Origin of the sequence: Pseudomonas sp. NBRC 111138 (assembly GCF_001320835.1) — a bacterium.
Taxonomy (GTDB): domain Bacteria; phylum Pseudomonadota; class Gammaproteobacteria; order Pseudomonadales; family Pseudomonadaceae; genus Aquipseudomonas; species Aquipseudomonas paracarnis.
Map to the genome: position 1 here is coordinate 1 of NZ_BCBO01000109.1, position 13,998 is coordinate 13,998.

13 protein-coding genes and 1 pseudogene are annotated in these 13,998 nt (G+C 60.7%); 9 read left to right on the forward strand and 5 right to left on the reverse strand.

What is annotated here, in order from left to right; translation table 11 throughout:
- Together APH41_RS20170 and APH41_RS20175 are read right to left on the reverse strand one after the other, a co-directional pair.
- Nucleotides 1-684 (reverse strand): DNA-processing protein DprA (locus APH41_RS20170; RefSeq protein WP_177333584.1); only part of this gene is annotated, 684 nt, incomplete at its 3' end.
- Between the two features lie 63 nt (nucleotides 685-747).
- Nucleotides 748-1,524, reverse strand: a complete 777-nt coding sequence (locus APH41_RS20175; protein WP_054921009.1) for a hypothetical protein — start codon at nucleotides 1,522-1,524, stop codon at nucleotides 748-750.
- Nucleotides 1,525-1,659: 135 nt separating this feature from the next.
- On the opposite strand from APH41_RS20175, the gene def reads away from it, so the two are divergent.
- From def to APH41_RS20200, 5 genes are all read left to right on the forward strand, one after another.
- Nucleotides 1,660-2,166 carry a peptide deformylase gene (gene def / locus APH41_RS20180; RefSeq protein ID WP_020301426.1) on the forward strand — a complete coding sequence of 169 codons (507 nt, stop codon included), beginning with the start codon at nucleotides 1,660-1,662 and terminating at the stop codon, nucleotides 2,164-2,166.
- Nucleotides 2,167-2,235: 69 nt separating this feature from the next.
- Nucleotides 2,236-3,189, forward strand: coding sequence for a methionyl-tRNA formyltransferase (fmt, locus tag APH41_RS20185; RefSeq protein WP_054921012.1), 954 nt, complete (start codon nucleotides 2,236-2,238; stop codon nucleotides 3,187-3,189).
- Nucleotides 3,186-4,496 carry a 16S rRNA (cytosine(967)-C(5))-methyltransferase RsmB gene (gene rsmB / locus APH41_RS20190; RefSeq protein ID WP_054921014.1) on the forward strand — a complete coding sequence of 437 codons (1,311 nt, stop codon included), beginning with the start codon at nucleotides 3,186-3,188 and terminating at the stop codon, nucleotides 4,494-4,496. The genes fmt and rsmB overlap by 4 nt, the downstream gene beginning before the upstream one ends.
- A 22-nt stretch (nucleotides 4,497-4,518) precedes the next feature.
- A complete protein-coding gene (gene trkA, locus APH41_RS20195) occupies nucleotides 4,519-5,892 on the forward strand; it encodes a Trk system potassium transporter TrkA (RefSeq protein WP_014716287.1) in 1,374 nt (457 codons plus the stop codon).
- Between the two features lie 90 nt (nucleotides 5,893-5,982).
- The gene (locus tag APH41_RS20200) at nucleotides 5,983-6,294 is read left to right on the forward strand and encodes a M48 family metallopeptidase (RefSeq protein WP_044270209.1); all 312 of its coding nucleotides are present in this window, start codon (nucleotides 5,983-5,985) and stop codon (nucleotides 6,292-6,294) included.
- Between the two features lie 131 nt (nucleotides 6,295-6,425).
- Here the strand turns inward: APH41_RS20200 and APH41_RS20205 are convergent, their stop codons facing one another.
- Both APH41_RS20205 and APH41_RS20210 read right to left on the reverse strand, forming a co-directional pair.
- The gene (locus APH41_RS20205) at nucleotides 6,426-7,313 is read right to left on the reverse strand and encodes a lysophospholipid acyltransferase (protein ID WP_014716285.1); all 888 of its coding nucleotides are present in this window, start codon (nucleotides 7,311-7,313) and stop codon (nucleotides 6,426-6,428) included.
- A 40-nt stretch (nucleotides 7,314-7,353) separates the two neighbouring features.
- Complete coding sequence (locus tag APH41_RS20210; protein ID WP_054921016.1) at nucleotides 7,354-7,911, reverse strand: DNA-3-methyladenine glycosylase I; 558 nt, start codon at nucleotides 7,909-7,911, stop codon at nucleotides 7,354-7,356.
- A gap of 81 nt (nucleotides 7,912-7,992) precedes the next feature.
- Here APH41_RS20210 and glyQ point away from each other — a divergent pair, with 81 nt between their 5' ends.
- The 4 genes and pseudogenes from glyQ to APH41_RS20230 all read left to right on the forward strand — a co-directional run bounded on the left by glyQ (nucleotide 7,993) and on the right by APH41_RS20230 (nucleotide 12,389).
- Complete coding sequence (gene glyQ / locus APH41_RS20215) at nucleotides 7,993-8,946, forward strand: glycine--tRNA ligase subunit alpha (protein ID WP_003187265.1); 954 nt, start codon at nucleotides 7,993-7,995, stop codon at nucleotides 8,944-8,946.
- Nucleotides 8,943-10,997, forward strand: a complete 2,055-nt coding sequence (gene glyS, locus APH41_RS20220; RefSeq protein WP_054921018.1) for a glycine--tRNA ligase subunit beta — start codon at nucleotides 8,943-8,945, stop codon at nucleotides 10,995-10,997. The genes glyQ and glyS overlap by 4 nt, the downstream gene beginning before the upstream one ends.
- Nucleotides 10,982-11,536: pseudogene (gene gmhB, locus APH41_RS20225) on the forward strand (D-glycero-beta-D-manno-heptose 1,7-bisphosphate 7-phosphatase); the annotation flags it as partial. The gene glyS and the pseudogene gmhB, both read left to right, overlap by 16 nt.
- An 82-nt stretch (nucleotides 11,537-11,618) precedes the next feature.
- A complete protein-coding gene (locus tag APH41_RS20230) occupies nucleotides 11,619-12,389 on the forward strand; it encodes a 1-acyl-sn-glycerol-3-phosphate acyltransferase (RefSeq protein ID WP_003187258.1) in 771 nt (256 codons plus the stop codon).
- Nucleotides 12,390-12,570: 181 nt separating this feature from the next.
- On the opposite strand, the gene APH41_RS20235 is transcribed toward APH41_RS20230, so the two are convergent.
- Nucleotides 12,571-13,998: HAMP domain-containing sensor histidine kinase (locus APH41_RS20235; protein WP_156359071.1), on the reverse strand; the 1,428-nt coding region annotated here is incomplete at its 5' end.

Consider the following 13,998-nt stretch of genomic DNA (forward strand, 5'->3'; position numbering starts at 1 on the left):
AATCCGGTTGCGCCTTGGGAAATTACCGGCCTGGGGCGCTGCATCCAGCGGAAACTCGGAAACCACGGCGCTGCCTTGGGCAATCATCGCGGCGGCGAGCCTGCGATGGCGCTGTGGATAAAAATTTTCCAGGCCCGTGCCGAGCACGCCTATGGTATGGCCGCCTACGTCCAATGCCGCCTGGTGCGCCGCGCCGTCAATGCCCACCGCCAGCCCACTGGTGATGACAAAACCGGCGCTCGCCAGGCTACGGGAAAAGGCCGCTGCCGTGTCCATGCCCGGGCGAGAGGCACGCCGACTTCCCACCATGGCCAACTGTGGTTTTTCCAGAATACCGGGGTCGCCCGCCACGAATAACAACGGCGGCGCATCGTCGATCTGCGCGAGCAACGCCGGGTAATCAGGTTGGTCCCACATCAGCAAATGCTGGGCCGGGCGCCCCAGCCAGGCCAACGCTTCACTGGCACCGTCACGGACTTTGGGGCTACGTCGGGCCTCGGCACTGACGGCGGGCAAACCGAGGGAATGCCAGGCGCTGGCGGGAGCACTCAGGGCCTTGGAAGCGCAACCAAAGGCTTCGATCAATACGTGAAAACGCTTGGGCCCCAGTTCTGGCAGCCTGTGCAAGCGTAGCCGGGCTTCCAGCTCTGCCGGGGAAATATCGCTACTGTTCATCGGATTCATATGATCATCCTTGACCGGAACAAGCTGTGGATAACTCTGTTGGTAACTTATTTAGCAGGCTATTTATTGCGCTTGATCAGCCGTCTCGAAACGGTCTTGCACGGCTAGCGACCGTGAAGCACTGAGCACCAGGGCATAGCTGAGCTTTTCATAGGTACGAAACACCAGAAGGGTGCCGGCTCGCTCATCCGGGAGTGGCGTGGGCGTGCCGGTGAGGGCGTCTCGCACGGTGGCGCCAGCCTTGATCACCGTCAGCAGTTGGCCCTCCACCAGGCCATCGCGGCGGCCCTTGTTCAGGGTCACAGCGTCGAGCACGCCAATCTGCGTGACGCCCTTGGGGATGTCGATGATACGCCCTGTAATCAAGGGTGCAGGTTTGCACGGCTCCAGGTTCGCCAAAGCAACGGGAGGCTCGGCGCGCAACAAGCGGTCGCCTGGGCGGATTTCCTGGGTCACCCGTTGCACTGCGAGGGTGGTGAGGCTGTCGGCAAGCACAAAGCGCGCAGTGCCGATGTCGTCGGCATTGATGCCGAGTAACTCCTGGGTAACGGGGTCGGTGTAGGCCTTGCCTCGCCGAAAGATCCCGTAGCTCGGCTGGGCCGGGTCCAGACGCCCGCGCGCATGCACACGCTCGTCGTTGGCACCCAGCACGCGCCCGCCTTGCGCCGCAATAATATAAGGCGCGTTATCCAGGTCCTCGGGCGAGTCAAAAATACGGTTGTGCAGTAAAAAATGCTGGATGGCCTGTTGCGCTGCCTGATCCAGGCGCTCAGTGGGTTGCGCAATCAACGCCGTGGCGAACGGGGCCCACAGCAGCAAGACGAGTAGCGATTTCCTCATGGGGTGAATCTCCTTTATTATGTGCGTTCGCGTGAAATGCCATGGCCTTCGCGGCTTCCGAGCGTTTCACACCGGCCGTATGGGTCCATCCCACCGCCGATTTGTCTCTTCCTCACATGTGCAGCAATTACGCTTATGGCTATTTTGAACATCCTCGAATTTCCCGACTCGCGCCTGCGCACGATCGCCAAGCCGGTGGCCGTAGTGGACGACAAGGTTCGTCAGTTGGTCGATGACATGTTTGAAACAATGTATGAAGCCCCGGGCATCGGCCTCGCCGCTACCCAGGTCAACGTGCATCTGCGTGTCGTGGTCATGGACCTGTCGGAAGATCGCAGCGAACCTCGGGTGTACATCAACCCTGAGTTCGAACCGCTGACCGAAGAGATGGGCGAATACCAGGAAGGCTGCCTGTCGGTACCGGAGTTCTACGAAAATGTGGAACGCCCGCTGCGCGTGAAGATCAAGGCGCTGGACCGTGACGGCAAGCCTTTCGAACTGGTTGCCGAAGGCCTGCTGGCGGTGTGTATCCAGCATGAATGCGACCACCTCAACGGCAAGCTGTTTGTCGATTACCTGTCCACGCTCAAGCGTGACCGCATCAAGAAGAAGCTGGAAAAAAAGCATCGCCAGCAAGCTTGATGCCCTTCTTCCAAAGGCTTGCTGCGGCAAGCCTTTTTCTTTTGTGACCGCTTTTAACCGAGAACTCCCATGACCGAGCCATTGCGAATTGTTTTTGCCGGCACTCCTGAATTTGCCGCCGAACACCTCAAGGCGCTGCTTGCCAGCCCTTATGACATCGTCGCGGTGTACACCCAGCCGGATCGCCCGGCCGGTCGCGGGCAAAAACTGATGCCGAGTCCGGTCAAGCAGTTGGCGCTGGAGCACAACATTCCTGTGCTGCAGCCGCCGACCCTGCGTAACGCCGACGCCCAGGCCGAACTGGCCGCGCTGAAGCCCGACCTGCTGGTGGTGGTGGCTTACGGTTTGATCCTGCCTCAGGCTGTGCTGGATATACCGCGCCTGGGTTGCATCAACAGTCATGCTTCACTGCTGCCACGCTGGCGCGGTGCGGCGCCGATTCAGCGCGCCGTTGAAGCGGGCGATCAGGAGAGCGGCGTGACCGTGATGCGCATGGAAGCCGGCCTGGATACCGGGCCGATGCTGCTCAAAGTCACCACCCCGATCTCCGCCCAAGACACCGGCGGCAGCCTGCACGACCGCCTGGCTGAGCTGGGGCCGCCCGCCGTGATCCAGGCCATCGCTGGCCTGGCTGCCGGCACCCTGCAAGGTGAAATCCAAGACGACAGCCTGGCCACCTACGCCCACAAGCTGAACAAGGACGAAGCGCGCATCGACTGGAGCCGCCCAGCCGTGGAACTGGAGCGCCTGGTACGTGCCTTCAACCCATGGCCGATCTGCCACAGCACCCTGAACGGCGAAGCCTTGAAAGTGTTGGCCGCGACCCTGGCTGATGGCGCAGGTGCTCCCGGCGAGATCATCGGCGCCAGCAAAGACGGCCTGTTGGTGGCTTGCGGTGAACAGGCGCTGTGCCTGACGCGTCTGCAATTGCCCGGCGGCAAGGCGCTGAACTTCAGCGATCTGTTCAACAGTCGTCGTGAGAAATTCGCCCTGGGCACCACGCTTGGAGTGGTCACTCAATGAACCCACGTCTGGCCGCCGCCAAGGCTCTCGCCGCTGTGCTCAATGGCAAGGCTTCGCTGAACAGTTCTCTGCCGACGCAGTTGGATAAGGTTGAAGACCGCGACCGCGGGTTTACCCAGGACCTGGCCTTTGGCACCGCCCGTTGGCAGCCACGGTTGTCTGCGTTGGCCGCCAAGCTGCTGCAAAAACCGTTCAAAGCGGCGGACGCGGATGTCGAGGCGCTGTTGCTGGTGGGCCTCTACCAGTTGCTCTACACCCGCGTGCCGGCCCACGCCGCTATCGGTGAAACCGTCGGTTGCGCCGACAAGCTGAAAAAGCCCTGGGCCAAGGCCCTGCTCAATGCCGTGCTGCGCCGCGCCCAGCGTGAAAGCGAAACGCTGTTGGCCGAGCTGGAACATGATCCGGTGGTGCGCACCGCCCACCCGCGCTGGCTGCAAAAATCCCTGAAGGCCTTTTGGCCCGAGCAATGGGAGGCTATCTGCGCGGCCAACAACGCGCACCCGCCGATGATCCTGCGGGTCAACCGTCGCCACCACAGCCGGGATGCATACCTGCAATTACTAGCCGGCGCGGCCATCAACGCCACCCCGTGCGTGTACAGCACGGACGGTATCGTGCTGGAAGTCGCCGCCGATGTACGCAGCCTGCCGGGCTTTGCCGAAGGCTGGATCAGCGTGCAGGACGAGGCCGCGCAATTGGCTGCCGATCTGCTCGATTTGGCCCCAGGCCAGCGCGTACTCGACGCCTGCTGCGCGCCAGGCGGTAAGACATGTCACATTCTTGAGGGTGAAAAAGACCTGGCCGGTGTGGTGGCTGTGGACCTTGAGGCCAAGCGCCTGGTGCGCGTGCGGGAAAACCTTGCACGCCTGGGCCTCAACGCCGACCTGATCGCCGCCGACGGCCGCGACACCGCCACCTGGTGGGACGGCAAGCCATTCCAGCGCATCCTGCTGGACGCTCCTTGCTCCGCCACCGGCGTGATCCGACGTCATCCGGACATCAAGCTGACCCGCCAGCCCGACGACATCGCCGCCCTGGCGGTGTTGCAAGGCGAACTGCTCGACGCGCTGTGGCCAACCCTGGAAGTCGGCGGCATCCTGCTTTACGCCACCTGCTCCACGCTGCCCACCGAAAATACCGAGGTCATCCAAGCTTTCCTCGCCCGCACCAGCGGCGCGCGCGAACTGGACCTCGCCACTAGCGCCGGTATCAAGCAGCCCCACGGTCGCCAACTGCTCGCGCAGGAAGGCGGGCACGATGGCTTCTACTACGCCAAACTGATCAAGATCGCTGCCGCGCGCGGCTGAATGGTTTTAAGGGAGTGACCGGATGAAAATCATCATCCTTGGAGCAGGGCAGGTTGGTGGCACGCTGGCCGAACATTTGGCCGGTGAAGCCAACGACATCACCGTGGTCGACACCGATGCCGAGCGCCTGCGCAACCTGGGCGACCGCCTGGACATTCGTACGGTGCAAGGTCGCGCGTCGTTTCCGACGGTGCTGCGTCAGGCCGGTGCCGACGATGCCGACATGCTGGTGGCTGTGACCAACAGCGACGAGACCAACATGGTCGCCTGCCAGGTCGCCCACACCCTGTTCCATACCCCGACCAAGATCGCTCGGGTGCGGGAAGCGGCTTACCTGACCCGCGCCGGGTTGTTCGACAACGACGCCATTCCGGTGGACGTACTGATCAGCCCGGAACAGGTGGTGACCCACTACATCAAGCGCCTGATCGAAATTCCAGGTGCGTTGCAAGTCATCGACTTCGCCGAAGGCAAAGCGCAACTGGTGGCAGTGAAGGCCTATTACGGCGGGCCGTTGGTGGGCCAGCAACTGCGCCAGCTGCGTGAGCACATGCCAAACGTGGAAACCCGCGTCGCCGCGATTTTCCGCCGTGATCGGCCGATCCTGCCCCAGGGCGACACGGTGATCGAGGCTGACGACGAAGTGTTTTTCATCGCCGCCAAGGCGAACATTCGTGCGGTCATGAGCGAAATGCGCAGGCTCGACGAGAGCTACAAACGCATCGTCATCGCCGGCGGTGGGCAGATTGGCGAGCGTTTGGCCGAAGCCATCGAAAGCCGCTATCAGGTGAAGATCATCGAGATGAGCCCGACGCGGTGTCGGCATTTGTCCGACACCCTCGACAGCACTGTCGTACTGCAAGGCAGCGCCTCGGACCGTGACCTGCTGATGGAAGAAAACATCGCCGACGCGGATATCTTCCTGGCCCTGACCAACGATGACGAAGCCAATATCATGTCGTCCTTGCTGGCCAAGCGGCTGGGGGCGAAGAAGGTGATGACCATCATCAACAACCCGGCCTATGTGGACCTGATCCAGGGCGGCGATATCGACATTGCCATCAGCCCGCAGTTGGCGACCATCGGTACCTTGCTCGCCCACGTGCGCCGTGGCGACATTGTCAGCGTGCACTCGTTGCGCCGTGGCGCAGCGGAAGCCATCGAGGCGATTGCCCACGGTGATTCCAAGTCCAGCAAAGTGATTGGCAAGGCGATCCGCGATATCGGCCTGCCGCCCGGTACCACCATTGGCGCGATCATTCGCGATGAAGAAGTGATCATTGCCCACGACGACACGGTGATTGCCACCGGAGACCACGTGATTTTGTTCCTTGTGGATAAGAAACATATCCGCGATGTAGAGAAGCTGTTCCACGTGGGGTTGAGCTTTTTCTGATTTGAAAATTGTGTGAGCCTGCCGCCGCCATCGCGGGCTTGCCCGCGATGACGATATCGAAACCGCTATGTAGCTAAAGGACGCACAGTCATGCTCGAATCCCTGGAAAAAATGCTCGCCAAGGGTGTGGATAATTCATTGCTGCGCTTTGGCCTGGGCAAGGGTTATCTGGACCTGAAGGACAACGCAAAGGCGGCCGAGCATTTGCAGCGATGCGTCGAGTTCGATCCGAAGTATTCGGCGGCGTGGAAGTTGTTGGGCAAGGCGCGGCTGGGATTGGAAGATCGCGCGGCAGCACACCTGGCATGGGAGAAGGGCATCGAAGCCGCCCAGGCCCATGGCGACAAACAGGCCGAAAAAGAAATGACGGTGTTCCTGAAGAAACTTGATCGCCAAACCTGAGGTGATCACCTGTGGGAGCTGGCTTGCCTGCGATGCAGACACCTCGGTATATCAGGCACTCCGAGGTGATGCTATCGCAGGCAAGCCAGCTCCCACATTTGATCTCCATTGGGCTGGAGGTCAGCGGTGAGTCAGTACCACCGCGCCTCACCCGGCGGGCGTTTCTTGAAGCGCTTCATGCTCCACATGTACTGGCTTGGGTAAGCACCTACATAGCGCTCAACTACCTTGCTCATCGCCGCACAGGACGTCGCGGTGTCGGTGCTGTACATGTCCTCCGGCGCCGCTTCCAGGATCACCTTGTAGCCCGAGCCGTCCGGCAGGCGCAGGGCGTGCAGGAATACACCCACGGCCTTGTGGCCCGCGAGCATGTTCGGCACGAACTTGCTGGTAAGCGCCTGGGTGGCAAAAAACGGTACGAAGATCCCGGCGGACTCAGCCGGCTCCGGGTCGGCAGGAATGCCCACCTGGCCGCCTTTGCGCACTTCCTTGATCACGCTGAGAATGCCTTCCTTGGTGGAAGCCGCCACGCGGTTGCCCAACTGCACGCGCTGCTTGCGCAGCAACTCGTCCACGGCCTTGAGCTTGGGCGGGCGATAGAAAATGATCGGTTTGCACTGGCTGCAGTAGAAGTGATTCAACACTTCCCAGTTGCCCAGGTGGCTGGTGATGCCCACCACGCCTTTGCCAGAAGCCAGGGCCTCGTGCAGCACTTCCAGGCCCTCGACTTCGCGGACCAGGTCGATGGAGCGCTGCGCCGGCCAGATCCACGCACAGGCGCTTTCAGTGAGGGACTTGCCGATGTCCATCAGGCTGCGGCCCACCAGGCGCTCGCGCTCTGCCGGGTCCATGTCCGGGAAGCATTTGGAGAGGTTGATCCGCACCGTATCGCGGGAACGGTTGGGGGTTTTCCACATGATCCAGCCGATCCCTGTGCCGACGGCTTGTACAGCGCGCCAGGGCAGCAGGGCAAACAACCGAAGAGCGCCTACCAGCAAGGCGCCTTTAAACTTTTCCACAGTTCACTCCTGATCGTGTGTGGTGCGCAAAGCCGGCATTCTAACCGGCGTTGACCAAGTCCGCGTAACGGTCGCAGTCCTGGGTGTGATCCATGACCATGCCCGAGGCCTGCATGAAGGCGTAGCAGATGGTCGGCCCGACGAAAGTGAAGCCGGCCTTTTTCAAGGCTTTGCTCATGGCTTGGGCTTCGGGCGTGATCGCCGGGACGTCGCTGCGATCCTTGAAGTGATTGACCTTGGGTTTGCCGCCGACAAACGACCACAGCAACCCCACCGGGTCTTCCAGCGCCAGCCAGGCCGCGGCGTTGCGCCGGGTAGCGTTGAGCTTCAAGCGATTGCGCACGATGCCCGGGTCCTGCATCAGCACCTCGATTTCTTCATCGCTCAATTGCGCCAGACGCTGCGCGTCAAAGCCGAACAACACCTTTCGATAATGCTCGCGTTTGCGTAAAACGGTGATCCAGGACAAGCCTGCCTGGAACCCTTCGAGCAAAAGCAACTCGAACAAACCCTGCGCATCGCGCAGCGGCGTTCCCCACTCTTGATCGTGATAAGCCATGTACAGCGGATCTTCAGAACACCAAAAGCAGCGTGGCATAAGGCTCCAGGGAGTGGTGGCGGGGCCGAATCGGGTATACTCCCGCTCTTTAAATCGCAGCCCAAGTAACAGGTGAATTTCGTGAGCCAGCCTACGCCAGCCGTGCGTACCTTCCAAGACTTGATCCTCGCCCTCCAGCAATACTGGGCCGAGCAAGGTTGTGTGGTACTTCAGCCCTACGATATGGAAGTAGGCGCCGGCACTTTCCACACCGCTACATTCCTGCGGGCCATCGGCCCGGAAACCTGGAACGCCGCTTATGTGCAGCCCAGTCGCCGCCCGACTGACGGCCGCTACGGCGAAAACCCAAACCGTCTGCAGCACTACTACCAGTTCCAGGTGGTATTGAAGCCCAACCCGGACAACTTCCAGGAGCTGTACCTGGGCTCGCTGAAACATGTCGGCCTGGACCCACTGGTGCACGACATTCGTTTCGTCGAAGACAACTGGGAATCGCCAACCCTGGGCGCTTGGGGCCTGGGCTGGGAAGTCTGGCTCAATGGCATGGAAGTGACGCAGTTCACCTACTTCCAGCAAGCCGGCGGCATCGAGTGCTACCCGGTCACCGGCGAAATCACCTATGGCCTTGAGCGCCTGGCCATGTACCTGCAAGGCGTGGACTCGGTCTACGACCTGGTATGGGCTGACGGCCCGTTCGGCAAGGTGACCTACGGCGATGTGTTCCATCAGAACGAGGTGGAGCAGTCCACCTACAACTTCGAACACGCCAACGTCGACAAACTGTTCGAACTGTTCGACTTCTATGAAAGCGAAGCCAAGCGCCTGATCGAACTCGACCAGCCGCTGCCGTTGCCAAGCTATGAAATGGTGTTGAAGGCCTCCCATACCTTCAACCTGCTGGACGCCCGCCGTGCCATTTCGGTTACTGCGCGCCAGCAATACATCCTGCGTGTGCGCACCCTGGCGCGTTCCGTCGCCCAAGCCTACCTGCTGGCTCGCGCCAAGCTGGGCTTCCCGATGGCAACCCCGGATTTGCGTGATGAAGTGTTGGCTAAGCTGGAGGCTGCACAATGAGTGCTCAAGATTTCCTGGTTGAACTGGGCACCGAAGAGCTGCCACCCAAGGCCCTCAATACCCTGGCCGATGCATTCCTGGCCGGTATCGAAAAAGGCCTGCAGACCGCTGGCCTGAAGTTTCAAGCCAAGAAGGTCTACGCCGCGCCGCGCCGCCTGGCGGTACTGCTGACCGCGCTGGAAACCCAGCAGCCGGATCGCAGCATCAACCTGGACGGCCCACCGCGCCAGGCGGCTTTCGACGCCGAAGGCAACCCGACCCAGGCGGCCCTTGGCTTTGCCAAGAAGTGTGGCGTGGAGCTGAGCGAGATCGACCAGAGCGGCCCGAAACTGCGTTTCAGCCAGGTCATCCCCGGCAAGCCGACCGCCAGCCTGTTGCCGACAATCGTTGAAGATTCCCTGAACGACCTGCCTATCCCCAAGCGCATGCGCTGGGGTGCGCGCAAGGAAGAGTTCGTGCGCCCAACCCAATGGCTGGTGATGCTGCTCGGTGATCAGGTCATCGATTGCACCATCCTCGCCCAGAAGGCGGGTCGTGAGTCCCGTGGTCACCGCTTCCATCATCCAGAAAGCGTGCGTATCACTTCGCCGGCCAATTACCTCAACGACCTGCGCGCTGCTTATGTGCTGGCCGACGCCAATGAGCGTCGCGAGCTGATCAGCAAGCGCACCGAAGAATTGGCCCGCCTGCAGGAAGGCACCGCCATCGTGCCGCCAAGCCTGCTGGACGAAGTGACCGCCCTGGTGGAATGGCCGGTGCCGCTGGTATGCTCGTTCGAAGAGCGTTTCCTCGATGTGCCGCAAGAAGCCTTGATCACCACCATGCAGGACAACCAGAAATACTTCTGCCTGCTGGATGTGGACGGTAAGTTGTTGCCGCGTTTTATCACCGTGGCCAACATCGAAAGCAAAGACCCGCAGCAGATCATCGCCGGTAACGAAAAAGTCGTGCGCCCGCGCCTGACCGACGCCGAGTTCTTCTTCAAGCAAGACAAGAAGCAGAAGCTGGAAGACTTCAACCTGCGCCTGCAAAACGTGGTGTTCCAGGAAAAACTCGGCAGCGTCTACGACAAGGCCGTGCGTGTGTCCAAGCTGGCGGCCTACATTGCCCCACGTATTGGCGGTGATGCCGCATGGGCTGCGCGTGCCGGCTTGCTGTCCAAGTGCGATCTGGCCACCGAAATGGTCGGCGAGTTCCCTGAGATGCAAGGTGTTGCCGGTTACTACTACGCCCTCAACGACGGCGAGCCGGACGATGTCGCCCTGGCCCTGAACGAGCAGTACATGCCGCGCGGTGCCGGTGCAGAACTGCCGAGCACCCTGACCGGTGCGGCCGTGGCCATTGCCGACAAGCTGGACACCCTCGTGGGTATCTTCGGTATCGGCATGCTGCCCACCGGCAGCAAAGACCCGTATGCCCTGCGCCGTGCGGCCTTGGGCGTGCTGCGTATCCTGATCGACAAAAAGCTGGACCTCGACCTGACCCAGGCCGTGGTATTTGCCGTCGGCCAGTTCGGCACCAAGGTCAAGCAAGCCGGCCTGGCCGAGCAAGTGCTGGAGTTCGTGTTCGACCGCCTGCGTGCGCGTTACGAAGACGAAGGCGTGGACGTTTCCGTCTACCTGTCGGTACGTGCCCTGCAACCGGGTTCGGCACTGGACTTCGACCAGCGTGTACAAGCCGTGCAAGCGTTCCGCAAGCTGCCGGAAGCCGATGCCCTGGCCGCCGTGAACAAGCGCGTGTCGAACCTGCTGAGCAAGGCCGATAACCTCGGCAGTGCCGAAGTCGACCCTAGCCTGTTTGCCGACGCCAAGGAGTTCTCGCTGAACTCGGCCATCGCCAAGGCAGAGAACGCCGTGAAGCCGCTGATCGCCGAGCGTGACTACGCGCAAGCGTTGGCGCGCCTGGCGTCGTTGCGTGAGCCGGTGGATGCGTTCTTCGAAGCGGTGATGATCAATGCCGACGATGCAGGCGTGCGAAAAAACCGTTACGCCATGCTCGCGCGTCTGCGTGGCCTGTTCATCAATATCGCCGACATTTCCGTACTGGGCTGATCATGTTGAAACTGCTGATTCTCGATCGGGACGGGGTGATCAACTATGACTCCGACGCTTACATCAAGTCGGTGGAGGAGTGGATCCCGCTGCCTGGTTCGATCGAGGCCATCGCGCAGTTGAGCAAAGCCGGCTGGACAGTGGCCATCGCCACCAACCAGTCCGGCATCGCCCGCGGTTACTACGACATCGCCACACTGGACGCCATGCACGCGCGGTTGCGCACGTTAGTGGCCGAACAGGGCGGTGAGGTGGGGCTGGTGGTCTACTGCCCCCACGGGCCGGACGAAGGCTGCGATTGCCGCAAGCCCAAGCCTGGCATGTTGAAAATTATTGCAGAACATTACAAGGTGCCCTTGGCTGGGATATGGTTCGTCGGGGACAGCCTCGGTGACCTGGAGGCGGCCAAAGCCGTCGACTCTCAGCCAGTTTTGGTTAAAACCGGAAAAGGCGAAAAGACCCAGGCTAAAAACCTGCCGGTAGGCACCTTGATTTTTGACGATCTGGCGGCCGTTGCCGCAGAACTTATCAACAACTAGCCGCCCTCGACTTCCTGACCAAGGACTGTTCGGGAGTGCGCTTTTAACAGGCGGGCCGTGTCCCGCAACGGTAAATGCCGCCATGTCGATCTTGCAGGCCATCAGAACCTTTTTCTTTTACCTGCTGCTGGGCACCAGTTCGTTTCTCTGGTGCACCCTGAGCTTTTTTATTGCACCCTTCCTGCCCTTCAAGGCGCGCTATCGCTTTATCAACGTCTACTGGTGCCGCTGCGCGTTGTGGCTGAGCAAGGTGTTCCTGAATATTCGTTTCGAGGTCAAGGGCGCTGAAAACGTTCCTGATCAGCCGTGCGTGATTCTCTCGAACCACCAGAGCACTTGGGAGACGTTCTTCCTCTCTGCGTATTTCTCGCCTTTGAGCCAGGTGCTCAAGCGCGAGTTGCTGTATGTGCCATTCTTCGGCTGGGCCATGGCCATGTTGCGTCCGATCGCCATCGACCGGGACAACCCCAAGGCTGCGCTCAAGCATGTCGCCAAGAAGGGCGATGAGTTGCTCAAGGACGGCGTCTGGGTGCTGATCTTCCCTGAGGGCACGCGGGTCCCCTACGGCACCGTGGGCAAGTTCTCACGCGGTGGTACCGCCCTGGCGGTCAACGCCAACCTGCCTGTGCTGCCGATTGCGCATAACGCTGGCAAGTTCTGGCCCAAGACTGGCTGGGCTAAACGCCCAGGCACTATCACCGTAGTGATCGGCGAACCGATGTATGCAGAAGGCGAAGGACCACGTGCCATCGCCGCCCTGAACGACCGCGCTGCGGCGTGGAATGAGGCGCAGCAACGGGCCATGGGCTCCCTGCCTCCGGAACCGGTGGTGGTGGAGACGCCGGCCGTTTGAGCATCTGTGGATAACCTGTGTACGCTTTGTTGGCGAATTGGCTTTTTTGCTTCATAACAAGCTGATTTACTTACATATTTCTGAAGCTCATAAAATTCAGAAAAACGTGCATAAGTTTTTTCTTCATAAAAAAACCGGTCCTTGTGACCGGTTTTTTATGCACAGCAGAAAAGCCGCTTTTTCAGTCCTCCAATAGCGGCAGCAGCAGGATAAACGTCGAGCCCTTGCCTAGCTCACTTTCGCACACGATCCGCCCTCCATGCCGTTCTACTACCGCCTTGACCATGGTCAGGCCCAACCCAAGACCTTCACTGCCCTGGGCCGAATCGAAACGTCGGTATTGGTTGAACAACTCCGGTAGATCCTTCGGCGCAATCCCCGGCCCCTGATCACTTATCCCGCATTCCAACCAGCCTTGCGCACTGCCATGCCTTAACCTGACGGTGGTGCCGGATGGGGAGTATTTAATCGCATTCTCCAGCACGTTGAACAATGCCCGTGTGAGCAGCGATTGGTCGGCATAGACCATGGCTTCATCCGCCTCATCCAGGTCGTGGACCAAATGGATGCCCTTCAACTGCGCAATCACCGCCACTTGATCAAAAGCGTCCATCACCAGCATGGCAAACAGGGTGGGCTGGAACTGGTAACCGTCCGCTTCAGCCTTGGCCAATTGCACAAAGGATTCGGTCAGACTCAAGGCTCGCCGTACCTGCTGTTCGATCTGAGTAAACACCGGGGACTCCTCGTTGTGCACGTCCAGCAGGGCGAGGATCGCTGAATGCGGCGCACGCAGGTCGTGGGAAAGGAAACGCAGCATCGTCTCGCGATGCTGCTGGGCTTCACGCTCCTTGCTCAGGTCCGTCAGGCTCAACAACCAGCCGAGGGCGAAATCCCCTTCGGCAGGCAGCAATGGGGCCAGTTCCATGCGCAAACTGCGTTGGTGGATATCGCGAAACTCGACCAGCTCCAGCGCCGAGAGGGCAGGGCGTACACCATTATGCAGCGGGGGATAACCCAGATCGGCGAGCTGTTCGACGAGGTTTTCGCCGACCAGGTCATTGCCGAATACTTCACGGGCCACGCGGTTGGCCAACAGGATACTGCCCTGGGGATCGGTAATCAGGGTCGCTACCGGCAGGCACTCCAAGCCATCAGCCATAAAGCGCCGCGTATCGCGGGTACGGCTGACGGCTTGTTCAAGGGCAAAGATCCGCCCTTGCAGCACATCGCCCTTACTGGCGGGCGCGCGACGACGTTCCGGAAGCACCTTGGGCTCGTTATCCAGGCGTGCCAGTTCCCAGCCAAAGTAGGCGAGGATCACGCTCAGACGTCGCCAATTCCAGATCAGGTAACTCAGCAACAAACCGATCAGGCACGCTGCGGGGCTCCACCAGTGGCCCAGGCGCAATAAGGCCCATGAGCCCAGCAAAGCCACGGCCATGCCTGCCAAGGTCATCCACAGGGCGTAGCGTGGGCGCACAAGCAGAAGGCCCAACAGCAGGGCCACCAGGGACGTTGCCAGCAACGCCGCCAGCCAGCCGGGCAAATCGACGATGCTGCGGCCCTGCAATAAACCATTCAGTACGTCCGCCTGGATCTCAACGCC